At 50.6% G+C, this 22,533-nt stretch carries 20 protein-coding genes; 18 read left to right on the top strand and 2 right to left on the bottom strand.

Going from position 1 to position 22,533, the window contains the following annotated elements; translation table 11 throughout:
- Window positions 1-242: 242 nt before the first annotated feature.
- A complete protein-coding gene (locus tag ABEW34_RS11670) occupies window positions 243-1,253 on the bottom strand; it encodes a LacI family DNA-binding transcriptional regulator (protein WP_430158498.1) in 1,011 nt (336 codons plus the stop codon).
- 267 nt (window positions 1,254-1,520) lie between these two features.
- On the opposite strand from ABEW34_RS11670, the gene ABEW34_RS11665 reads away from it, so the two are divergent.
- The 4 genes from ABEW34_RS11665 to fucU all read left to right on the top strand — a co-directional run bounded on the left by ABEW34_RS11665 (window position 1,521) and on the right by fucU (window position 6,081).
- Window positions 1,521-3,311: an L-fucose isomerase gene (locus ABEW34_RS11665; protein ID WP_430158496.1), complete on the top strand. Its 1,791-nt coding sequence runs from the start codon at window positions 1,521-1,523 to the stop codon at window positions 3,309-3,311.
- Between the two features lie 80 nt (window positions 3,312-3,391).
- Complete coding sequence (locus tag ABEW34_RS11660; protein WP_046232992.1) at window positions 3,392-4,051, top strand: class II aldolase/adducin family protein; 660 nt, start codon at window positions 3,392-3,394, stop codon at window positions 4,049-4,051.
- A gap of 38 nt (window positions 4,052-4,089) precedes the next feature.
- A complete protein-coding gene (locus ABEW34_RS11655; protein WP_430158493.1) occupies window positions 4,090-5,622 on the top strand; it encodes a rhamnulokinase in 1,533 nt (510 codons plus the stop codon).
- Window positions 5,623-5,652: 30 nt separating this feature from the next.
- A complete protein-coding gene (gene fucU / locus ABEW34_RS11650) occupies window positions 5,653-6,081 on the top strand; it encodes an L-fucose mutarotase (RefSeq protein WP_430158490.1) in 429 nt (142 codons plus the stop codon).
- Between the two features lie 788 nt (window positions 6,082-6,869).
- Here fucU and ABEW34_RS11645 read toward each other — a convergent pair.
- Window positions 6,870-8,123 carry an amidohydrolase family protein gene (locus ABEW34_RS11645; RefSeq protein ID WP_430158487.1) on the bottom strand — a complete coding sequence of 418 codons (1,254 nt, stop codon included), beginning with the start codon at window positions 8,121-8,123 and terminating at the stop codon, window positions 6,870-6,872.
- A gap of 302 nt (window positions 8,124-8,425) precedes the next feature.
- On the opposite strand from ABEW34_RS11645, the gene ABEW34_RS11640 reads away from it, so the two are divergent.
- From ABEW34_RS11640 to ABEW34_RS11575, 14 genes are all read left to right on the top strand, one after another.
- Complete coding sequence (locus ABEW34_RS11640; RefSeq protein WP_430158485.1) at window positions 8,426-9,655, top strand: amidohydrolase family protein; 1,230 nt, start codon at window positions 8,426-8,428, stop codon at window positions 9,653-9,655.
- On the top strand, window positions 9,639-10,415 hold the full coding sequence (locus ABEW34_RS11635) for an ABC transporter ATP-binding protein (protein ID WP_430158482.1): 777 nt from the start codon (window positions 9,639-9,641) through the stop codon (window positions 10,413-10,415). The genes ABEW34_RS11640 and ABEW34_RS11635 overlap by 17 nt, the downstream gene beginning before the upstream one ends.
- A 34-nt stretch (window positions 10,416-10,449) precedes the next feature.
- Window positions 10,450-11,319 carry an ABC transporter permease gene (locus tag ABEW34_RS11630; protein WP_430158479.1) on the top strand — a complete coding sequence of 290 codons (870 nt, stop codon included), beginning with the start codon at window positions 10,450-10,452 and terminating at the stop codon, window positions 11,317-11,319.
- 52 nt (window positions 11,320-11,371) lie between these two features.
- Window positions 11,372-12,370: an ABC transporter substrate-binding protein gene (locus ABEW34_RS11625; protein ID WP_430158477.1), complete on the top strand. Its 999-nt coding sequence runs from the start codon at window positions 11,372-11,374 to the stop codon at window positions 12,368-12,370.
- Window positions 12,371-12,446: 76 nt separating this feature from the next.
- Entirely contained in the window at window positions 12,447-14,015 is a 1,569-nt protein-coding gene (locus tag ABEW34_RS11620) for a PucR family transcriptional regulator (protein WP_430158475.1), read from the top strand.
- A gap of 430 nt (window positions 14,016-14,445) precedes the next feature.
- A complete protein-coding gene (locus tag ABEW34_RS11615; protein WP_430158472.1) occupies window positions 14,446-15,111 on the top strand; it encodes a polysaccharide deacetylase family protein in 666 nt (221 codons plus the stop codon).
- Between the two features lie 236 nt (window positions 15,112-15,347).
- A complete protein-coding gene (locus ABEW34_RS11610; protein ID WP_430158470.1) occupies window positions 15,348-16,238 on the top strand; it encodes a LysR substrate-binding domain-containing protein in 891 nt (296 codons plus the stop codon).
- 213 nt (window positions 16,239-16,451) lie between these two features.
- Window positions 16,452-17,312, top strand: coding sequence for a transporter substrate-binding domain-containing protein (locus ABEW34_RS11605; RefSeq protein ID WP_430158467.1), 861 nt, complete (start codon window positions 16,452-16,454; stop codon window positions 17,310-17,312).
- Between the two features lie 48 nt (window positions 17,313-17,360).
- Window positions 17,361-18,128 (top strand): amino acid ABC transporter permease, encoded by a 768-nt coding sequence (locus tag ABEW34_RS11600; RefSeq protein WP_430158464.1) that lies wholly within the window; start codon window positions 17,361-17,363, stop codon window positions 18,126-18,128.
- A gap of 5 nt (window positions 18,129-18,133) precedes the next feature.
- The gene (locus ABEW34_RS11595; RefSeq protein WP_430158461.1) at window positions 18,134-18,844 is read left to right on the top strand and encodes an amino acid ABC transporter permease; all 711 of its coding nucleotides are present in this window, start codon (window positions 18,134-18,136) and stop codon (window positions 18,842-18,844) included.
- The gene (locus tag ABEW34_RS11590) at window positions 18,841-19,593 is read left to right on the top strand and encodes an amino acid ABC transporter ATP-binding protein (protein ID WP_430158458.1); all 753 of its coding nucleotides are present in this window, start codon (window positions 18,841-18,843) and stop codon (window positions 19,591-19,593) included. The genes ABEW34_RS11595 and ABEW34_RS11590 overlap by 4 nt, the downstream gene beginning before the upstream one ends.
- A 40-nt stretch (window positions 19,594-19,633) precedes the next feature.
- The gene (locus ABEW34_RS11585) at window positions 19,634-20,650 is read left to right on the top strand and encodes an LLM class flavin-dependent oxidoreductase (protein ID WP_430158455.1); all 1,017 of its coding nucleotides are present in this window, start codon (window positions 19,634-19,636) and stop codon (window positions 20,648-20,650) included.
- 100 nt (window positions 20,651-20,750) lie between these two features.
- Window positions 20,751-21,926 (top strand): amidohydrolase, encoded by a 1,176-nt coding sequence (locus ABEW34_RS11580; protein ID WP_430158452.1) that lies wholly within the window; start codon window positions 20,751-20,753, stop codon window positions 21,924-21,926.
- Between the two features lie 48 nt (window positions 21,927-21,974).
- Window positions 21,975-22,526, top strand: coding sequence for a GNAT family N-acetyltransferase (locus ABEW34_RS11575; RefSeq protein ID WP_430158449.1), 552 nt, complete (start codon window positions 21,975-21,977; stop codon window positions 22,524-22,526).
- Window positions 22,527-22,533 lie beyond the last annotated feature (7 nt).

The raw sequence follows: 22,533 nt of genomic DNA, 5'->3' as shown, positions 1-22,533 counted from the left end.
GTTTTCAGACACGCCCTAAATAGAGCACAAGATTAGAGTATATAGGCAAACGAGAGACAGCTTGCTGCTCCTTGCTTAGCCCCTATGCGGGGTCAATCTCTTCAGATGATTCATGGCAGGGTGAACCACAGCATTCAATTGTTGCAGAGACTACTATGGCTGAGGCCACTATGGAAGAGATAGGCCAACCAGAAATTCTTGGTTGGCTCTTTTCTATGTGCTCTCATTGCCTACTGACCACGTTAAAGCTGCTTGACGGAGCTTCTTGCGATGAGCTCCGCAGGCAGCACAACTTTCCGCCATGGACCGGAGGCGCTGCCATTCTGGATGCGGTCAATGAGCATTTGCATGCCGAGATAGCCGAACTGGTAGGCTTGCTGGGCGACAACGGTAATAAACGGATTAATGTCCGCATAGGGGCCAAAATCGTCAAAGCATACGATGGAAATATCGTCCGGAATGCGCAGCCCGCGCTGCTGAAGCAGGCGTATGAGTTCTATGGCGATGACGTTGTTTCCGGCAATGATGGCGGTCGGCAGCGGGCTGATGCTGTCGATCCAGGCATTCATGGCGGACAAATCATTTTGCGGGCCGAAGCTGGTCTCGAATAAATATTCCGGCTCATAGTCCAGCCCATTGAGCTGAAGCGCCTCTCTGTAGCCTTGCAAGCGAAGGCGGGCGCTGGAGCTCGACAGCGAGCCGTTGACCATCATAATCCGCGTATGCCCCAACCCCACAAGATGATCGACGAGTTGGCGGGCGCCTTCCTTGCTGTCCCCAAGGACAATGTCGCATTCAATGCCCGGTACTTCGCGGTCGATCAGCACGAACGGAGTCTGATGATGGAGCAGCGACTCCAGATTGGACAAGGATGGGTCGCCAGTCGGCGCCATCATCACGCCGTCGACCCGCGTCGTCAAAATCGTATGGATATAATCCGATTCCTTAGCTAAATTTTCATCGCTATTGCCGAACAGCAGCTTGTAGCCATTTTTCGTAGCCGCATCCTCTGCCCCCCGTGACAGTGTCGTATAAAACGGATTCGTAATATCGGCAATAAGCAAAAACAGCAGGCGGGTATGCTGAAGCACCAGACTTCTCGCCATCTGGTTTGGCACATAGTGCATGTCCTCCATCACTTTCTTAACCTTTGCCCGCGTTTTGTCGCTTATTCTGCCTGTGTTATTGATAACTCGCGATACGGTCATCGCTGAAACGCCGGATCGCTGAGCGATATCGTAAATCGTAACCATGCGGCTTGCTCCTTATCTATTTCGTCCTACTCGTTTGCTTTCTTACCATCTTACAAAAGTGAGCCATTGACAGCAACCCTCAAGCTTGATAAATTAGAGTTATCGGTAACTCTTTACTAACTCAGACAGCTGGTTATGCACTTATTTTTAAAATATAAGAAATTATAAGTTTCACTCTTATAATGGGCTTATATTTCACCCACGAAACGGAAGCTTTGCCGCCAGAGGACGGCAAAAGCCGTTTACGCTTGTATTGGAGGGATAATAGTGGCACAAGAAAAGCATCGTTTTGAAAGCGGTTTCCCTAAAATAGGTATTCGTCCTACGATCGATGGACGCCGTAAGGGCGTTCGCGAATCGCTCGAAGAACAGACGATGAATATGGCAAAATCAGTAGCTGCGCTCATCGGCGAGCATTTGCGTTATCCGAATGGTCAGCCGGTTGAATGCGTCATTGCGGACAGCTGCATTGGCGGCGTAGCCGAAGCGGCAGCTTGCGCGGACAAATTCGCCCGCGAGCGCGTAGGCGTATCCATAACCGTAACGCCATGCTGGTGTTATGGCACCGAGACGATGGATATGGACCCGTCCATTCCGAAAGCGGTTTGGGGCTTTAACGGCACAGAGCGTCCAGGCGCCGTATATTTGGCAGCTGTACTATCCGGCTATGCGCAGAAGGGTCTTCCGGCCTTCGGCATTTATGGCGAGGAAGTTCAGGACTCTGGCGACACGAGCATCCCTGAAGATGTGAAGGGCAAGCTGCTGGGCTTCGCGAAAGCGGGTCTTGTTGTCGCTTATATGCGCGGCAAAGCGTATTTGTCGATGGGCTCCGTATCGATGGGAATCGCGGGCTCGATCGTAAACGATGCTTTTTTCCAGGAATATTTGGGCATGCGTACCGAGTATGTGGATATGTCGGAATTCGTCCGCCGCTTCGAAGAGGAAATTTATGATGGCGAAGAATTTGCCCGCGCTCTCGCATGGGTGAAGGAAAACTGTCCAGAGGGTGCAGACAACAATCCGCCGCAAATCCAGACCTCCAGAGAGCAGAAGGACAAGGATTGGGAAACCGTTGTGAAAATGACGATGATAGCCCGTGACCTGATGGTCGGCAACCCGCGTCTTGCGGAGCTTGGCTTCGGGGAAGAGGCGATGGGCCACAATGCGATCGTATCGGGCTTCCAGGGGCAGCGCCAATGGACGGATCATTTTCCAAACGGCGATTTCATGGAAACGCTGCTTAACTCCTCGTTCGACTGGAACGGCATCCGCGCACCTTACACGGTAGCAACGGAAAATGACAGCTTGAACGGCGTTGCGATGCTGTTTGGCAATTTGCTGACGAATACGGCGCAAATTTTTGCCGATGTGCGGACGTATTGGAGTCCTGATTCGGTAGAGCGCGTAACGGGCCATAAGCTGGAAGGCCATGCAGCGGGCGGCATTTTGCACCTGATCAACTCCGGTTCGGCGACGCTTGACGGCACAGGCGAGCAGCGGCTGGATGGCAAGCCTGCGCTTAAGCCGCATTGGGAAATTTCTGAGCAGGAGGCGGCGGCTTGCCTGCAAGCAACGTCGTGGCGTCCGGCATCGGTCGAGTATTTCCGCGGCGGCGGCTATTCCTCCGACTATTTGACCCGCGGCGGCATGCCGATGACGATGTCCCGAATCAATTTGGTGAAGGGCATTGGCCCCGTCCTGCAAATTGCCGAAGGTTATTCGGTTGATCTGCCAGAAGACGTTCATGATGTGCTCGACAAGCGCACAGATCCGACTTGGCCGACGACGTGGTTCGCTCCGATTTTGACAGGCAGCGGCGCGTTCCGCAGTGTTTATGAAGTGATGGATCAATGGGGTGCGAATCACGGCTCTATCAGCTACGGGCATATTGGCGCAGATTTAATTACACTTGCGTCGATGCTGCGTATTCCAGTTAATATGCATAATGTGGCAGAAGAAAAGCTGTTCCGTCCACGTGCTTGGGGCCTGTTCGGCACGAGCAATGCGGAAAGCGCAGATTACCGCGCTTGCGACAACTTTGGGCCGTTGTATAAATAAAAACCATTTGACAAGCTGCCGTTCCAATCCTTTGGGACGGCAGCTTCATGGGTTCAATAAGATAGAGGAGGAAGAGAGAAATGAGCAGCTTGGAAATTAGAGAGGAACTATGTAAATACGCTAAAAAGACGGTCGCGAACCGTTTGGTAGTTGGCCCAGGCGGCAACATTAGCGCGAAGCATGAGGGCAAAATGTATTTGTCCCCAAGCGGTTTTGCCCTTGATGAAATTGAGCCGGAGCAGTGGGTAGAGGTCGATATTGAGACTGGAGCTGTAACGGATACAGGCTTCCGTCCGTCTTCTGAGGTGCTCATGCATCTATATGCTTATCGTGCGAATCCGAATATCGGAGCCATCGTGCATACGCACCCGCCATACTGCATCGCTTTTACACTTGTGGAGCAGGAGCTGCCGATTATGTTTCCCGATCAGGCGGCGCTAGTAGGCAAGACGGTATATATTCCGTATGTACTGCCTACTACAGACAAGCTTGCAGATGCGCTAGTGGAGAAAGTGAATGCTGCTAGCTCGATTCTGCTAGGCAATCATGGGCTAGTAACGACAGGGCGCAATCTGCGTGAAGCCTACTACCGCACGGAGGTTGTAGAAGAAAGCGCGAAAATTTTCCTGATCGCCAAAGCGATCAAGGAGCCAAAAGTGCTGACGAAGGAAGAATTTGAAGAAATCGCATCGCTGGAGAGCGAGGCCTATCGCATCCAGCTTCTGCAAAAAATGCAGTAGTTTGTAGGGAACCCGCTAGGAAAAGGAGGAGTGCAGGGATGGCAAATGCAAATGCAGCGAAAACGGCGGCGACGGTCCTTGCCTTTGATCTGGGCGCAAGCAGCGGCAGGGCGCTGATCGGCAAGCTTGCTGCAAGTGCAGAGGGCGGCCGCAAGCTTGAGGTGACCGAGCTTCATCGTTTTCCCAACTATGCGGTACAAGTAGGGCAGCATCTGCACTGGGACATTTTGCGACTGCTGCAGGAGATGAAGGCTGCCATTCGCAAGGCGTTCCAGCAGGGCTATCAGCCATCCACCTTTGGCGTGGACACATGGGGAGTGGACTTTGGCCTGCTGGATTCGCAGGGCGAGCTGTTGGGCAATCCCTACCATTACCGTGACCCGCAGACGGAAGGCTTGATCGAAGAGGTGGAGCAGCTGCTGAGCCGCGAGGAGCAATACCAGCAGGGCGGGCTCCAGTTTATGCCCTTTAATACGATTTATCAGCTGTATGCGATGAGCAAGGCAGGCTCGCCGAGGCTAGCGGCCGCTGAGACGCTGCTGCTGACGCCGGATTTGCTCGTTTATTTTTTGACGGGCAAGAAGGTATGCGAATTTACGATGGCGACTACGACGCAGCTGTTTCATCCAGAGCGGCAGCAGTGGAATGAGCCGCTTATGCAGCAGCTCGGCATTCCAGCAAAGCTGTTCCTTGCGCCGATTCATCCAGGACAGCGCATTGGGCCGCTTACAGCGGAAGTATGCGAAGAGCTGGCTGTACCGCCGATTGAAGCGATTGCCGTAGGCACGCATGATACGGAATCAGCGGTTGCTGCTGTGCCAGCGGCAGGCGGGAAAGCCTTTGCCTATTTGGTGTGCGGCACGTGGTCGCTGCTCGGCACCGAGCTTGCGCGTCCGCTGCTGACGCCAGAGGCGCTTGCGCTCGATTTTTCCAATGAAGGCGGAGTCGGCGGAACCTACCAGCTGCTCAAAAATATTATGGGATTGTGGATTTTGCAGGAATGCCACCGTGAATGGGAGGCGCAAGGGCAAGAGCTGTCATTCGCCCAGCTTGCGGCCGAAGCGGAGCAGGCGGAGCCTTTCCGCAGCCTGATCCATCCGGATGATCTGCGTTTTTACAGTCCTTCGGGCATGATTCGAAATGTCCAGCAATATTGCGAAGAGACAGGGCAGCCTGTACCGCAGTCGCGGGGCGAAATAGCGAGATGCATTCTCGAAAGTCTGGCGCTGAAATACCGCTTTGCGCTGGCGCAAATGGAGCAGCTGACCGGAGAGGCTTATTCGGGTCTGCATATGGTCGGCGGCGGCATACAGAACAAGCTGCTCTGCCGCTTTACGGCGAGTGCAATTGGCCGCTCGGTATGGGCAGGCCCGGTCGAAGCGAGCGCCATCGGCAATATGCTCGTCCAGCTCATTGCCCAAGGGGAATGTGCGGATTTGCAGGAGGCGCGGCAGCTGTCGGCGGCATCGTTTGAGGTGGATGCCTATGAGCCGGCGCCAGCGGAGCAGCAAGTATGGGAGCAGGCTTACGAAGCTTACCTGCGATTAGTTGCTTTGCAGGTGAAGTCTTAATTTTTAATCTTACTTAAGGGAGTGTTTAAGGTGCTGCATGGCATATCCAAATTGATTTCACCTGAGCTTCTGAAAATATTAATGGAAATGGGCCACAGCGACGAAATCGTGCTGGCCGACGGCAATTTCCCCGTCATGAGCCACGCGCAGCGCGTTGTTCGGGCCGACGGCCACGGCATTCCCGAGCTGCTGGAAGGGATATTGCCGCTCTTTCCGCTGGATCAATATGTGGAGCGCCCGGCGGCGCTCATGCAGGTTGTTCCTGGCGATACGGTGCAGACGCCAATCTGGGAGCAGTATCAGCTCATTATAGAGCAGCATACGCCAGTACGCGAGAAGCCTGAGGAAGTGGAGCGCTTCGCTTTCTATGAGCGAGCAAAGAAGGCTTATGCGATTGTCGCAACGGGCGAGCAGGCGCTGTATGCGAATATTATTTTGAAAAAAGGCGTTATTAAATAGTCTATTCGGACGTTAAAACGGCACGGGAATGTTTCGTTACATTCTGAGCCGTTTTTTTGTTGGGAAATTAGCTATACTTAATGATGATGCATATTTTATTTCTTCATGAGGCAGGGGCTTGAATATATGTATAGACCCCTGATCTATAAGTTCTATTGAGGAACGGGATATGAAGGTATGAACACAAAGGAGTAAAGCAACCTTAAATGGGATGTTTTACTCCTTTTGAATTCCAACAGCTCATTAAAGATGGGGTGTGCTGAAAATGCGACGTCTTTAGAATGGCTTCCGCTGAATTACTAATTTTCCTTTCTTATGCTTAAGATGATGCGCCTCAGCGATTCCCTCTGCGGTGAAAGGGGAAATTCCATCCACATGAATCTTCAGCTTGTGTTCTTGGACGCTTTGGACGATGGATGCTAGATCACTGGGGCTATACATACTTTTTAACACGAGGGTTGGTATCAGTAAGCACTGAGACCAATCTAATTTGTCTTGCCTATAATCTCAAGAGAGTGATCAATATAATGGGAGTCAAGGAGCTCATACGTCACTTCATAGACCGAGCTCATTCGATATCTAAGATGCACAACGTATATTTGAGTAAAATTGCATAAATCCATGTTTTAATACATGCCTAGCAATCAATGGTTAGACAGTCTGACGTACGGTGGTGTGAGAGGTCGGCTACTCAACTAATGGGTAGCCTCCTACTCGATTGGGTTGAACAGCAAACTACGTATTCGAATGTTCATCTGATCACCACTGCTCCACTCGCTCCAGCGAGATTATCCTACCGTCCCAAGACTCAGCCAGTCGTGCTGCTTGACTTCCGTTTGTGAGACAAGCCGTCCTTGTTTGTAGACACGCTCCCGCTCTGGGCGCTCGTATAAGAGAGATCTGGCGTCGCCGGTGCTGTTGACAATCAGATCTGCATCGGCTCCAATCCGGATTCCATAATTGGGTAGTCCGAGGGCATCGGCTGCTCCGGTGGTGGCCATTTGCAACAGTTGACGGGCATCTCTTGCACTGCCCAGATGTGAGGTCTGGGCGAGCAGTAGGCCAACATCCAGAGGGTCCGTTGTTCCAAACGGTGTAAAAGCATTTTGTACGTTATTGCTGCCATAAATAACATTAACGCCATGCTTAAGCAGCAGGGAGATTGGCGTCAGCCCGCGGTAATCCCCTTTATAGTCTCCTCTGCCGTTCAAGTACAAATCAGTCAGAGGAAGGCTGATCGCATGAATGCCAGCTTCGGCCATATCTGCAGCAATCCGCTCGGCCTCTTCTTGCTCGGCAGCGCCTAGGGAAGTCAAATGGCCCACGCTCACTTTACCCTGCATGCCGTACTTCGTGGTTGCCTGGATGACCTCCTTAATAGCCAGCTGCTTCGGATTATCGGAGAAATCTACATGCAAATCTACCGGAAGACCTTGTTCCTCTGCCATTTGATAGACGAAATCCAGATGGCTGCTCACATCTTTATCCATATAAGTAATCCCACCGATAACATCTGCTCCTAACGCAACTGCCTGCTGCATCAGCATAGGCATTCTCTCGTCATGGAATAAGCCATCCTGAGGGAAGGCGACAACCTGAATATTTATAATTCCTTTCAATTGCTTCTTCAGCGACACCATCGCTTCCATAGAGGTTAATCCCATGACCGGATCAATCTCTGCATGGCATCTCATATGAGTTATTCCTTTGCTGACGGCTTGGCGGATCACTCTCATCGATCTTTCATAAATATCTTCCGCAGTAAACGATTGCTTCAAGTGGGAGGTTACCTCAATGGCACGGCGAAGCTCCGTCACATCTTCTACCATTCGGTCTAATAGAAGTGCTTTATCCAGATGGATATGCGGCTCGACTAGCCCGGGCAGCAGAAGCTTGCCTTCCAGGCGGCAAATTTCTCTGCTCTCGGGAGCGGCATCAGAGGAGTGATTGGCGATATACACTATTTTACCGTCCTTTACCCCGATATCTCTTAATGTGTTGGTATGTAAATCGGCTGATTTGGTAAACAGAATATCCAGCATAGCAATCATCCTTTGTGTTATATTTTATGACAAAAAAACTTCTTCCTAATAGTATGCATACGGGCAATCGTATTGGGTAGGTGGATAAAAGTTGTTTTTAGCTGTGCACAAATGTAAGTGCTTCCTTTATGACATGTCATAAAACTTAACATAGATAATTGACGTTTTGGTCGAATGCCCTCATAATTCGAAAGAGATTAGCCAATTACCTAATATGGAATGGAATTTCATATCCCAGTGTCACGAATAGATATAAATTGTAATGTGGTGCTAAAACGACAACTGCAACAGGGGGACGCATGATGGCTGAACGACAACTTATCCAACAAGTAAATATGAACGGTCGTATATGTATGCTGGCAATCGCTCGAGGCTGCATTACGGAGGTCGGTACGCCAGACCTTGTGATAAGACCTGGCGATTCGGTCTGGAATGCCAATGGGCTGCTGCTGCTGCCGGCGTTCCGCGACGCACATGTTCATCTTGATAAAGCATTTCCATCTGAACGGTGGATCTCAAGAACTCCCGTTTCATCGCTCTTTGAACAATTCCAACTGGAGAAAGAACTGCTGGCGGGCTGCAAGGAACAACGTAAGGAGCTGGCCATTAGAACGTTGGAGGCTATGCTTGCCTCGGGTACCACTGAAGCCCGAGTTCATGTCGATATTGATCCGGACCTTGGATTATCTCATCTGGAGCTGATGCTTCAATTAAAAGAAGAATATGCTTCGCGGATGGCGATCGAGCTTGTTGCTTTTCCACAGCAGGGCTTGCTCCGTTCACAATCCATTCCTTATATAAAGGAAGCACTCCGTATGGGGGCTGATCTGGTAGGCGGAGTCGACCCGGCTGGTGTTGACCGCCACGTTGACCGCTCGCTTGAGACGATATTCGAGCTGGCAACGGAATTTGATAAGCGAATTGATCTGCACCTGCATGATCCGGGTCATCTGGCGGTGTATACAATTGAGAAAATGCTCGATTATTCCATGGACGCGAAGATGCACGGCAAAGTGACCGTCAGCCACGCCTATGGACTTGGTGAGGTAGACAGCGGGCTTGTTGCCGAGCTTGGAAGCCGGATGGCCGGCGAAGCGATGGATCTGGTGACAAGTGCTCCGTTTGATACGGCTATGCCGCCAGTGTCGCTGCTTGCGGGGCAAGGTGTGAAGATATCGCTTGCGACGGATCATACTGGTCTTGATGCCTGGACGCCGTACGGTCATCCGGATATATTACGCCGCGGCAGACTGCTGGCAGAAAAGTATATCTGGAATGATGATGTGCGGATGGCTTCGGTGTTTGAGTGGATGTCACGCGGATCGCTAGAGCTTGAAGCTGGAGACGCAGCAGACTTTGTCCTTGTGCGGGCGTTGAACGCGCCTCATGCCCTTGCTGCTCTGCCAAGGCGTCAACTAGTCTGCAAAGCTGGGATTCCAGTTGCCGGAAGTTTGTGGCAAGGTAACAGCGGCACAGCGGTATGGAAGGATATTTCTGAGAGGAGTGAATGGCCTGATGAGTACAATCGTTGATTATGAGACAACCGCGCAAGTTGCGGACGCTATTCAAATACAATATGTGTCTAAGCAGTATGAGAACGGCACAATCGCATTAAGCGGCATTCAATTATTGATAGCCGAAGGGGAATTCGTCACGCTGGTTGGCCCGTCTGGCTGCGGGAAATCTACACTTCTGCGCATTATGGCTGGACTGGATCAGGCGACCTCAGGCGAGGTGAACATTCAGAGTGATACGACTTCGCATAAGGAGCAAGCAAGCTTTGTTTTTCAGGAAGCGAATCTGATGCCTTGGCGAACGGTGCGGGATAATGTGGCACTGCCACTGGAAATAAGCGGAGTACCGCTTGCAGAGCGTAAAGCAAGAGCGCTTGCTGTACTTGAGAAGGTAGGCTTAACTGCTTATGCAGACAGCTATCCACGCCAGCTGTCCGGTGGGATGAAGATGCGGGTATCGATCGCCCGAGCTCTTGTATCTGAGCCGAAGCTGCTGTTCATGGATGAACCGTTTGGCGCACTTGATGAGATGACACGCCACAGGCTGCATGAAGAGCTTCTGAACATCTGGATGAATTCCAAGCTGACTATTGTATTTGTTACGCACAGTGTGTTTGAAGCGGTGTTCCTGTCAGGCAGAGTGGTGGCAATGGAGGCGCATCCGGGCAGGATCAAGCAGATCATTCCAATCGGAGAGTCTTATCCGCGTACAGATGCTTTCATGACCTCTCCTCAATTTGGAGAAAAGATTCGGGAGATTACAAATACGTTAACCTAACTAATCTTAATAGCCCGGAAAGAGGTGGACAGCAATGACGCAAGCAAATGGACAGGCCACGAATGCTGTTGTAACAGTACGAGCGCAGGAAGGATCCTCAGCCAGCCTGAAGAAATACCGGACTCTCATTTACAAAACGGTAACGCCTATTGCTTTTATAATCATCCTGATGACTTTATGGCAGCTTGGAGTTCGGATCTTTGATACGCCGAAGTATCTGCTGCCGGCACCATTCGATATATGGCAGGCTACCCTCGAGGGATTTCCAGATCTGATGCAGGCTACCGGAAATACCTTTATATCCGCTCTGCTTGGTTTTCTGCTTAGTGTAGTACTTGGAACAGCTGTCGCGCTTCTGATGATGGTGTCCAAATGGATCAGATGGGGTATTCAACCTTACGCAGTTGTGCTGCAGACGATACCCGTTGTTGCCATTGCACCACTCGTCGTGATCTGGCTCGGCCCAGGGATGAATTCCATTGTCTTCATCTCACTTATCGTTGCGATCTTCCCGATTATCTCGAATACAAACCTGGGGTTGTCATCGACGGACCGCAATCTGATCCAGCTTATGCAGATGTATAAATCCAGTACCTGGACGATGATCTGGAAGCTCCGCTTTCCTTATGCGCTGCCTTATATGCTTGGCGGTATAAAGATTTCGAGTGGTATGGCGGTTATTGGCGCCATCATTGGAGAATTTGTAGCTGGCATTGGAGGAGGAAAAGGTGGCCTTGGGATGGCGATTACCTCGGCAGCTGTGCAGATGCAGACCTCGTTCCTGTTTGCCTGCGCCATTGCAGCCTCGCTGCTGGGGTTGGCGTTCTACCTGACTATCGCAGCCATTTCCCATTACTCCTTACATCACTGGCATGAATCCGCGATTCGTACGGATAGTGAATAGATTCGTTTACAGCAATAGCTTAAATCAGATGATCATTTAGGAGGACATTAAGATGAAGAAGTCATTAGTTATCAAAACGGGAATTATTGCTGCAATTGTTGTATCGTCGTTAACTGCCTGCTCCAGTAATGGTGGCAGCAACGCTGCTTTCTCGCCGGAAAAACCTGCGAAAGTGATCCAGCAAATGAGTTGGTTCGCGCAGCCGGAGATGGGCGGACACTTCGCAGCCCTGTCTGGAGACCTTTACAAAAAAGCTGGGCTAGATGTCACGATTCAGCAAGGCGGTCCTCAAGTATCTAATGTACAGCTTGTCGCATCCGGTAAAGTCGACTTCGCAATGTCACAAGCCGATGAAGTTATTTTGGCCAGACAAGAAGGTATACCGGTTGTAGCGATTTATGCGGATCTGCAGACGAATCCCCAGAACTTAATCTTCCATAAAGGGTCCGATATTAAAAGCATTGAGGATCTGAACGGCCATAATGTCTATGTGTCAACAGGATTTCCATATTGGCAGTATCTGGCCTACAAATATAAGCTGAATGATGTGAAGGTGCAGACCTATAACGGCTCCCTCGTTGGCTTTGTGGCAGATAAGAATGCAGTGCAGCAAGGTTATGCAACAAATGAGCCGTATGTGCTGAAGGGTCAAAATATCGATGTCGATTGGTTTCTAAACGCCGATCTTGGCTACAATCCGTACGGCAACGTGGTCATTACTACCGAGAAAATGATCAAAGAAAAGCCGGAGCTGATCAAAGCCTACTTGAAGGCAACCACAGAAGGCTGGGATTACTATTACGAGAATGGCGATGAAGTGAATAAGGTCATCAACAGTTACAACAAGGATTACGCTCTGGACCACCTCGCCTATGCACAGGGAGTGGCGAAGGACTTTGTCTTCGGCGGCGATGCGGCTTCACACGGTACAGGTAATATGTCCGAAGAACGCTGGACAACGCTGCTTGGCCAGATGAAAGAAGCGGGCCTGGTGACAGAGGATATGAAGGTGGATCAATTTTATACGAATGAGTTTTTGCAGGAAAAATAATAGATTGAATGGACGGGTTCCTCCACGGTGGAGGAGCCCTTTATCTCTTTTTTTGGAGCTAACAGGAGGGGATTATATGTTGTTGACTGTTGAAGATGCCATGCACGTATTTCCGTTATCCGAAGGCAGACTGATTGCCGGTAAGGCAGGAAGCTCCCGGCCGCTTAAGGCCGTTAATATTATTGATGCACCAGACTTTGTGCAATGGGCACGGGAGGGGGATCTTTTTTTTACAACGGCTTACGTGTTCAAAGACTCGGTAGATGAAGCGATTGCCACGATACGCAGCCTTCATCAGCGCCATTCCGCGGGACTTGGCATCAAGCTTGGCCGGTACTGGTCGGAGATGCCCGCTGCACTAATTGAGGAGGCGGATGCGTTAGGTTTTCCATTAATCGAGCTGCCGTATCCGTTTGCCTTCTCGGACCAGATTAACGGCCTGCTGCAAGACGAGATTAATCGGAATACCTTGTGGCTGAGGCGTGTTGTTGAGAAGCAGAAACGGCTGATGAATGTTGCTCTCTATCAAAGCATGTCAGATAATCCGTTCCAGCGCATATCTGCGATTTTAGAATATCCGATGGCCATTGTGGGGGGGAGAGGGCATATCCTGTTCAACGATACCCCTTGCTCGGAAGGGGAGCTGATGAGTGAGTGGCCCTGGAAAGTGGATCTGCGGAGATTGACCATGAATGACCGCCAGTTATACCGGCTGCCGCTCCTTCATGAGGATGAGTTGATTGGCTTTGCTATATTTGTCCTGCCTGTTGATTATAAACCGAAATTAGAAGAAGGGTTATTCCATCAGGCTTCCGAGATGCTCGCCTATTATTTGTCCAAGATGATGGAGAACGGATCGGACACGTTCTGGCATCAGGACCTTAGTGCCATGATTAATCATTATCTGGAGGTTGGTACGCCGCTCGATACCGTGCTGCATCAGGCCGAGAAAGTAGGCGTACGGGTGCTGGAGGGCAAGTTTGTCTGTGTATTATGTGCAGCGGAAGAGGGCCAAGATTACCACCTGAAGCAGAAGCCGGACCAGCTGAAGGCTGTGCGGCAGGAGATGGAGTTCAATCCGGCTATTCGGGATAAGAAGGGCTACCATATCGTAACGGAAGCCGGGCTGTTATCGATTTATCCGGTCTCGAGTACAGGAACGGTTCAGGCGCTAGTCTCCGCGCTTGAAGCGGTAAGTCCAAAGGACGGGCAAATTCAATTTGCATTTAGTACGCCGAAGGATACAGCTGTACAGCTTGCGGTAGCTTATAACGAATGCAAGGAAACGATCAAGCTGAGCCGGAAGCTCCGTACGAAGGAGTGTATTGTACATTTTGACACGATCCAGATGGCTCACTTATTCCAATATGTTCCGAAGGAAAGCATGCAGCACTATTGCCGACAGGTTCTGGGACCACTACTCGAATCCGATTCCGTACAGGCGCAGGACATGCTTCAGACGCTGAACGTCTTCGTGGATAACGAGGGTCTGCTTGGCGATACGGCCAAGCAGCTCTATGTTCACCGGAATACGGTGAGCTACCGCCTCGAGAAGTTGAGCGAGCTGCTCGGTCTAGATTTCAAGAAGCCGAATGATTTTATGAAGCTGCGGCTGGCAGTGTTATTTTTGCGAATGATGGATTAGTGAACTGCACCCCATTTGTTAGACACCATCTAGCAGTTGGAGGTGCAGTTTTTCTATGACTAAGCGCAGTTCAGACGAAAAATTAACAATGAAACGTCTATGATTTTGAGTTTTCAATTTTCAGGAGATGAATTAAGTGATTAATTGAATATTTATGTAACTTATTTAACGAGATCACAAATAGGTAAAGCGTTTGAACGTTTGTAGAGATTCAGTCCACCTCACAAAAATCTTCAACAACATACTCCGGCGGATTGTGGTTTTACACATCCACGCTTCGCCTCTATATGTCAAACCCGCAACTGAATCAGATATTTGGTTTAGGTTCCAATATTGGAATACTTCCAAATGAGGATGCGAAATCGCTTTGTTTCTGTCAAAATGATAGAGAGTGGACAAGTTATAATTATGAAGAGGAGACGGTCATTTCATGGTCAAATTATCAATGATACATCAGATTTCTGTAAGGGAAAAGGCAGTGGCCTTCACATTTGATGATGGTCCGAATCCGGTATATACGAGCCAATTGCTTGATATTTTCCGCAGTGTGGGTGGACGAGCAACCTTTTTTATGATTGGTCAGGAGATGGAGGCGCACCCAGAAATGGCGGACGCTGTGCATCAGGAGGGCCACGAGCTCGGGAACCATACGTATTCCCATCCAGACCTTACCAAACTGACGTTGGAGGAAGCTAATGAGGAACTGCAGCGAACGGATGTCCTTATCCGGAAGGTTACGGGGCAAGAGGTACGCAGCTTCAGACCGCCATTCTTTGGCGTGAATGACAACATTCTGTCTCTGGCTGCAGAGTACGGATACCGGACAATCGGTACGGTAAATGGAGCGGCCAAGGACTGGGAAACTCCAGGCGTCGATTATATTCTGGAGCATACACGGCAGGTGGTCGCGCCCGGCAGTATATTACTGTTCCATGACGGGTACGGGGACCGTTCCCAGACCATTGAAGCGGTTCGGGTGCTGGTGGAAGAACTGGCTGCAGAAGGATATCGTTTTGTCACCACCAGTGAACTGCTGGATATGGCCGATCCGGATGAGAGCGGTCTGACGATGAGCCCAGAGGAGTTAGAAGGATAGACCTGAAGCTCAGGCACTTCCGTTTTTATCGGATCATGGTATACTCCAATGACGGACACCCGCGAGGTGTCCGTTTTTCTTGCCTTCACAGAACCGCGGGCGATGAATGGTCCGGCAGGGGATATTTATTTCTCATACGCCCATTGACACCTAGGTAGATGTGGATTACCATTATCACAATATAATTCCTAGTTAACAAGTTGGTTAAGTTGTCTTTTTTTGAGGAGGCTCTCCCTATGAATATTGAAAATATTGAGGCGTTTGTCTATGTCATTTACTACGGCAGCTTTAATAAGGCGGCTGAAAGCCTGTTTCTTTCCCAGCCTTCCGTAACGGCAAGAATTCAGTCGCTGGAGCGGGAGCTTGATTGCAAGCTGTTCGACCGTATGGGAAAGCAAATTCAATTGACCGAGGAAGGCAAGCGATTCCTCCCCTATGCTCAGCAGATTTTGCAGACGCTGGAAAAGGGCCGCAAGCAGCTGCATCAGAAGCAGGAGATGCCTGCCCAGCTGAGAATTGGCTGCACCGTGTCAGCAGCGAACTATTTGGTGCCGAGGCTGCTGCCAGCGCTGAAGGAGAAGCATCCCGGCATTCGCTTCAAGACGGTGACGGCTCCAACGGATGATATCGTGGAAAAGGTGCTGAACAAAGAGGTCGATATCGGCTTTGTCCGTCAAACAACCCATCCCGGCTTGCGCTCGGTTAAGCTGCTGGATGATGCGATTCGGCTGCATGTGTACGAGGGTCATCCTTTTCTGAAAGAAAAGCAGATTACGCTGAGGGCGATAGGCAACCAGCCGCTGGTATTTTTTGAATGCGGAGCGCTCGATTGGGTAAGATTGCAGCGGGTTTTTGAATCGCTCAATGAACCGCCGGAAATGTCCTGCCAAACCGATAATCTCGAAACGGCGAAGAAGCTCGTCCTGCAAAAGCTCGGGATCTGCTTCCTGCCAAGTCTGTCTGCCTATGACGAGGTTCAGGCGGGCGAGCTTTTCCCGATTGCGATTCCGGAAGTGGAGGGACTGTCGCTGGATACGAACCTGATTATGCTTAACGGGGAGAGCAGTCCTTTTTTCGAAAGCTTGGTGAAGCTTGTCAAAGCATTGCCTTTCGTCAGCGGGACCTGAAGCGTAAAGCGTAAAGCAATTGAATTCGGCACACGAACAGAGCTGCTTCTAAGCCGACCTATCGAATGTTTAGATAAGAGAATAGAAAAAACCTATTATCCGAGGCATTGACGGTTTAATGGGCGGATGATAAATTAGTGACAGATAAATTCTTACTTAGTAGGTAGGAATTATAGGTTTTATAAAACGAGATGACATGGGGGAACGATTTTTATGAAAAAAAGAACTTTTTTAGCTGCGCTGCTGGTTTTGTCCTTTACGCTGACGGCGTGCGGAGCTGCAAATAATGGTACGAATGAAACAGCAAGCAGCGGTGCAGGAGCAAGTGCTAGCCCGGCGCAGGAAGTGAAGAAAATTATTGTCGGCACGGGTACCCAGTTCCCGAATGTATGCTTTATCGATGAGGATGGCAAGCTGACAGGCTTTGACGTTGAACTCGTTAGAGAGCTCGATAAGCGTCTGCCGGAATATGAGTTTGAATTCCAAACGCAAGAATTTTCCAGCCTGCTGCTAAGCCTGGAGACGAAAAAAATCGATTTTGTCGCTCACCAAATGGAGAAAAATCCAGAGCGTGAGGCCAAATTCCTTTTTAATAAAGAGCCGTACAGCATTTTCCTTTCCAAAATCGCCGTGTATAGAGACAATACGACGATTCATTCAATCGACGATTTGACAGGCAAAAAAGTGTTCACATCGCCAACGAGCAATCAGGCCTTTTTCCTGGAGCAATACAACAAGGATCATAACAATCCGTATGAAATTGTTTACTCCAGCGGCGCAGCCAACGACCGAATTGCCTTGCTCAAGAGCGGCCGCATAGATGCAACGCTTGCTACTGACTTCTCGCTTCCGTTCTACCCTGACACAGATGGTGCTCCTGCGATGAAGACGGTAGGCGACCCGCTTATTCAATCCGATGTACTGTTCGTGCTTCGCAAAGACAGCCAGGAGCTGGCTGACAAGCTGGATGCTGCAATTAAAGAGGTTAAAGCAGACGGAACGCTGTCGAAGCTGAGCGTAGAGTGGCTTGGCGAAGACTATACAAAACCGCTTGATGAAGTTGTAAAAAAATAAATGGTGCTGCTAACTTGCTGGTCAAGGGTGTAAGACGGAGGGAAACCGATGGGCAGAAAATTTGATATTCATTACTTGCTAGATTTCATACCCAAATTGCTGTCTTACCTGCATATCACCTTGTTTATTGTAGCTGCCTCCATTTTGCTGGGCATCGTGGTTGGTTTTATCATCGCGCTGCCCCGGCTTTACAAAACTCCCGTATTGCAGCGGGTTTCGCAGGTGTATGTATCCTTTTTCCGTGGAACGCCAATATTGATTCAGCTCTTTCTCATTTATTACGGCCTTCCGGAATTGTTAAAGCTGGTTCATATTGATGTATCGCGGGCCAATGTGCTTCTTTTCGTTATTTTGGCTTATGCGCTCCATAGCGGCGCTTTTATATCAGAGGCGATTCGGGCGGCGGTCAATGGAGTAGATCGCGGGCAGGTAGAGGCGGCCTATGCCATTGGAATGAGCGGCTATCAGGCGTTTACCCGAATTGTGCTGCCGCAAGCGCTGGCGATCTCGATCCCGATATTGGCGAATCTCGTCATTGGCAACCTGAAGGACACGTCACTCGCGTTCACGCTGGGCGCCATGGAAATGACGGGCAAGTCGCAGACGCTAGCCTCGGCAACCCAGCATTTTATTGAAACCTATATTGCCTTGTCGCTCATTTATTTTGTAATCAGCACCATCCTGGAGCGGACCTTCCATTATTTGGAGCGCAGGCTGCTGCGTCATGAGAAACAAGTGGCTGAACCGACGGTGCGTTATGGAAAAAGAAGACTGTGGAAGCGGACGCTTGTCACGCGCTTGGAGAAAGGAGGCTGAACCTGATGTCACTAGACCCTGGATTTATATGGACGGCCTTTCTCAGCTTGTTCAAGGCGCTGCCGAATACCCTTTATATTACCATCGTTTCGGTGTTTGTCGGTTTTATTATTGGCACGGCAATTGCCCTTATTCGTATTTATCGCATTCCGATTCTATACCCGCTGGCTAGCGCTTATGTGCTATTCATTCGTGGCACACCAATGCTCATGCATTTGCTGCTAATCTATTTCGGCCTTCCGATCATAATCGACGGGCTGACAAGCGCACTGGGGCTTGGCTTTAATTCAACAGTCATTCCGTTAATCGGATTTGCTTATATTTCTTTCTCGATTACTGCAGGCGCCTACATGTCGGAGGTTGTACGCGCAGGCATTCTTGCGGTGAACCGCGGACAGATGGAGGCCGCTTATTCCATCGGGATGACGACACCGCAGGCGCTGCGCCGTATTGTACTGCCGCAGGCGCTCGCCGTCTGCTTGCCGAATTTATCCAACAATTTGATTGGCATGCTGCATGGTTCGACGCTTGCTTTTACCGTATCTGTCGTTGAAATCAATGCCCAAGCGCAAATTGTCGCCGCCACAAACTGGAAGTTTCTTGAAGCCTACATTGCAGCAGCGGTGCTGTTCTGGGGCATGACCATATTAATCGAGCAGGCAACAGCTTGGCTTGAGCGGAGAATTAATAAATACAATCGAGGTGGCGTAGCATGATTGAACTGAAACAAATTTCTAAGTCGTTCGGGAAAAATCAGGTGCTTCAATCCATCGATTTGATGGTGGAGAAAGGCGAGGTCGTTGTCATATTGGGCCCAAGCGGCTCAGGTAAAACAACCTTGCTGCGCTGCATCAATTATTTGGAGAAGCCCGATAATGGGCAAATCCGCATTGGCGAATTCGAGCTGGACTTCAAGGCAGCAGGGAAAAAAGATATTCATAACCTGCGCCAGCGCTCCGCGATGGTGTTCCAGCATTATAATTTATTCAAGCATAAGACGGCGCTGGAAAATGTGATGGAAGGACTGCTCATTGTGCAGAAGCTGCCCAAGGATGAAGCAAGGCGGCGCAGCACGCAAATGCTCGAGAAGGTAGGCCTTGCGGCGAAGCTTGACGCCTACCCAAGCGAGCTGTCCGGCGGACAGCAGCAGCGGGTGGGCATCGCCCGGGCGCTTGCGCTGAACCCGGAAGTGATTTTGTTCGATGAGCCGACGTCGGCGCTTGACCCGGAGCTTGTGGGCGAGGTGCTTGACGTCATTCGCAAAATCGCTGGAGAAGGCATTACGATGATCGTCGTTACGCATGAAATGGGCTTCGCCCGCGATGTCGCAAACCATGTCGTCTTTATGGATGGCGGCGTCATCGTCGAGGAAGGCAAGCCAAGCGAGCTGTTCGGCAAGCCGAAGGAAGAGAGAACGAAGCAGTTTCTGAAGCGAATCGCGCCGGAACCTAGCTACAGCATATAAACGAGCGTTACGAGGTAATCGACGATAGGAGAGAATGAAAATGGCGATTAAGCTCAGCATTTTAGACCAAAGCCCTGTTTTTCCAGGAAGCACCCCGGCAGAGGCTTTTCAAAATACACTTACACTGGTGAAAAAGGCGGAGCAGCTCGGCTACAACCGCTTCTGGGTATCCGAGCATCATGATTCGGCGCAAGTTGCCGGCTCCTCGCCTGAGGTGTTGATTTCGTTTTTGCTTGCTCAGACGGAAAGTATCCGCATTGGATCAGGCGGTATTATGCTCCAGCATTATAGCCCTTATAAAGTTGCGGAAAACTTTAATTTGCTGGCGACGCTCGCTCCAGGCCGCGTAGATCTGGGCATTGGCCGCGCGCCAGGCGGGCTGCCGCGTTCCACGCAGGCTTTGCAGAAAGGCGTTTCACAGGAGCAGTCCTTGCAGGATAAGCTGGTGGAACTAGAGCATTTTGTGCAAAATACGCTGCCCGCAGATCATGCGCTTGCTGGCCTTCAGGCTTCCCCTGTGCCTGAGCAGCCGGCCGAGATTTTCGTGCTTGGCGCCAGCGTGGCTAGTGCGAAGCTGGCAGCGGAAGCGGGTTATCCATATGTGTTTGCCCAATTTATTAATAGCGATGCAGCTGTTGCGGAAGAGGCGCTAACCGCCTATCATGCGGAGTTCCGCTCGGATAAAGGCAAGCAGCCGCAGGCGATTTTGGCGTTGTCGCTTATTGCAGCTAATACCGATGAGGAAGCAGCACTGCTGGCCTCTGATCATAAAAACGTTAAAATTCATTTGGAAAATGGCAAGACGCTAACAGTCGGAACCGTCGAACAGGCGGAAGAATTCGGCAGACAATCGGGCCAGACCTATACCGTTGAAGTGAAGGAAGCTGAAATTACGAAAGGCTCGAAGGAGACCGTTCGGAGGCGGCTGCTGGAATGGCAGCAGAAGCATCACGTTAATGAATTTATTATAACGACGGCGGTGAAGGATTTTGCAGCTAGAATTCGTTCCTATGAGCTGTTATCTGAGGCATTCGCTGAGCTTGCTGTAGAAAGCTAGACTACTTATCATATAGGGCGGTTACTATGAAAAATGAATAGCAGGGCAGGCAGCATGAATAGGCTGGAGTAAAAGTGCAAGGCGAAGGGAGGTCTTTAGCATGGCAGATACACAGGCGGCTGAGAGGAAGCAGCAGCTAGGCGCAAAGCTGATTGAAATACGGCGCCAGCTGCACCAGCATCCCGAATTATCAAATGAAGAGTTCGCCACGACGAAGGCGATTCAAGGCTGGCTTATGGAAGCGGGCATTCGCATCGTCGATTATGGACTGAAAACGGGTGTAGTCGCCGAAGTAGGAGGGAAAAATAGCGGGCCTGTACTTGCTTTGCGGGCCGATATTGATGCGCTGCCGATTCAAGAGGAGACGGGGCTGCCCTATGCATCGCAGGTGGCGGGCAAAATGCATGCTTGCGGGCATGATTATCATACCGCTTCGCTCATCGGTGCAGCTTTGCTGCTGAAGCAGCGCGAGGAGACACTTGCGGGAACGGTGCGCCTTATTTTTCAGCCGTCGGAGGAAAAGGCGACGGGAGCGCAAGTGGTCATCGCCAGCGGCGCGCTTGAAGGGGTAGAGGCGATTTATGGCATTCACAATAAGCCGGATTTGCCCGTTGGCACGATCGGCATTAAGCCGGGACCGATCATGGCAGCAGCTGACGGTTTTGTTGTTGAGGTGACGGGCAAAGGCAGCCATGCGGCTGTGCCGGAAGCAAGCATTGATCCGATTGTGACGGCGGCGCATATGGTGACGGCGCTGCAATCGATCGTCAGCCGCAATGTCAGCCCGCTGCTCAGCGCGGTCGTTAGCGTGACGCGCATTCAAAGCGGCACTGCCTGGAATGTCATAGCCGAAAAGGCCGTCTTCGACGGGACGATTCGCACCTTTGACGAGCAGGTGAGGCAGCATGTGCTGGAGCGCTTTAAGCAGGTGGCGGAAAATGTAGCTGCAGCGTTCGGCGCAACTGCGGCGGTACGCTGGATTAAAGGGCCGCCAGCGGTTCAAAATGACGCGGCTTTAGTCGCAGCAGCAGTCGCAGCAGCTCAAGACACGAAGCTTGAGATTGTAGAGCCGCTGCCGTCTTCCGCAGGTGAGGACTTCGCTTTCTATCAGAAGCAAGTGCCGGGATTGTTTTTTTTCATGGGAACAGCGGGCCCGCAGGAATGGCATCATCCGGCTTTCGATATCGATGAGCGGGCGCTGCCGCTAACGGCTGCTTATTTTGCCAACCTGGCAAGTCGTTATTTGGAGCCGTTCAGTGAAACGAATGCACAATAAATGAAAAGGGCAAGGCTCTTTTTACCCTGCAATTCCGACAAAAATCATATGAAAGGTGTGTATAATGTGACAAAAATCAAAGTTGACGTTCGGGATGCGGTAGCGAAAGACCGTGAAGCGATTAAGCGCATCGTCGTGGCTGCTTATTCGCAGTACGAGGCTGTTATGTCACCTGATCGCTGGGCCGAGTATAAGGCATCTATTATTGAATCAGTTGATAAGGAAGGACCGCAGGCGCGCATTGTTGCAGAGGTAAATGGGGAAATCGTCGGCAGTGTGCTGCTGTTCACTTCGTCTGCTACCGCCTATGGACGTCCAGAGCTGAAAATCGATTCCCCGATTATCCGCCTGCTTGGGGTAGCGCCAGAGGCCCGCGGGCTTGGCGTTGCGACAGAGCTGATCAAGGAAAGCATTCGCCGCTCGCTCGCACTAGGAGCTTCCACATTGCATTTGCACACCTCGGATTTAATGGCATCGGCGATCAAGCTGTATGAGAAGCTCGGCTTTGAACGGGCGATGGACAAGGAAATGTACAACGGCGATGTGTTGGTGAAATGCTACAAGCTGCAGCTTCAGAAAACGGCGTTATTGTCTTCATAAAAATTCA

The organism is Paenibacillus algorifonticola (genome assembly GCF_050481745.1).
GTDB classification, from domain to species: domain Bacteria; phylum Bacillota; class Bacilli; order Paenibacillales; family Paenibacillaceae; genus Pristimantibacillus; species Pristimantibacillus algorifonticola_A.
This window is presented reverse-complemented; position numbering and strand designations above follow the sequence as displayed.

Excerpts from the sequence above, each read along its gene's own strand:
- ABEW34_RS11620 (WP_430158475.1), top strand. The coding sequence starts at position 12,447 with ATGTTGTTGACTGTTGAAGATGCCATGCACGTATTTCCGTTATCCGAA.
- ABEW34_RS11630 (WP_430158479.1), top strand. The coding sequence starts at position 10,450 with ATGACGCAAGCAAATGGACAGGCCACGAATGCTGTTGTAACAGTACGA.
- ABEW34_RS11615 (WP_430158472.1), top strand. The coding sequence starts at position 14,446 with ATGGTCAAATTATCAATGATACATCAGATTTCTGTAAGGGAAAAGGCA.
- ABEW34_RS11610 (WP_430158470.1), top strand. The coding sequence starts at position 15,348 with ATGAATATTGAAAATATTGAGGCGTTTGTCTATGTCATTTACTACGGC.
- ABEW34_RS11580 (WP_430158452.1), top strand. The coding sequence starts at position 20,751 with ATGGCAGATACACAGGCGGCTGAGAGGAAGCAGCAGCTAGGCGCAAAG.
- ABEW34_RS11575 (WP_430158449.1), top strand. The coding sequence starts at position 21,975 with ATGAAAGGTGTGTATAATGTGACAAAAATCAAAGTTGACGTTCGGGAT.
- ABEW34_RS11660 (WP_046232992.1), top strand. The coding sequence starts at position 3,392 with ATGAGCAGCTTGGAAATTAGAGAGGAACTATGTAAATACGCTAAAAAG.
- ABEW34_RS11670 (WP_430158498.1), bottom strand. The coding sequence starts at position 1,253 with ATGGTTACGATTTACGATATCGCTCAGCGATCCGGCGTTTCAGCGATG.
- ABEW34_RS11625 (WP_430158477.1), top strand. The coding sequence starts at position 11,372 with ATGAAGAAGTCATTAGTTATCAAAACGGGAATTATTGCTGCAATTGTT.
- ABEW34_RS11640 (WP_430158485.1), top strand. The coding sequence starts at position 8,426 with ATGGCTGAACGACAACTTATCCAACAAGTAAATATGAACGGTCGTATA.
- ABEW34_RS11595 (WP_430158461.1), top strand. The coding sequence starts at position 18,134 with ATGTCACTAGACCCTGGATTTATATGGACGGCCTTTCTCAGCTTGTTC.
- ABEW34_RS11635 (WP_430158482.1), top strand. The coding sequence starts at position 9,639 with ATGAGTACAATCGTTGATTATGAGACAACCGCGCAAGTTGCGGACGCT.
- ABEW34_RS11585 (WP_430158455.1), top strand. The coding sequence starts at position 19,634 with ATGGCGATTAAGCTCAGCATTTTAGACCAAAGCCCTGTTTTTCCAGGA.
- ABEW34_RS11655 (WP_430158493.1), top strand. The coding sequence starts at position 4,090 with ATGGCAAATGCAAATGCAGCGAAAACGGCGGCGACGGTCCTTGCCTTT.
- ABEW34_RS11645 (WP_430158487.1), bottom strand. The coding sequence starts at position 8,123 with ATGCTGGATATTCTGTTTACCAAATCAGCCGATTTACATACCAACACA.
- ABEW34_RS11590 (WP_430158458.1), top strand. The coding sequence starts at position 18,841 with ATGATTGAACTGAAACAAATTTCTAAGTCGTTCGGGAAAAATCAGGTG.
- ABEW34_RS11600 (WP_430158464.1), top strand. The coding sequence starts at position 17,361 with ATGGGCAGAAAATTTGATATTCATTACTTGCTAGATTTCATACCCAAA.
- ABEW34_RS11605 (WP_430158467.1), top strand. The coding sequence starts at position 16,452 with ATGAAAAAAAGAACTTTTTTAGCTGCGCTGCTGGTTTTGTCCTTTACG.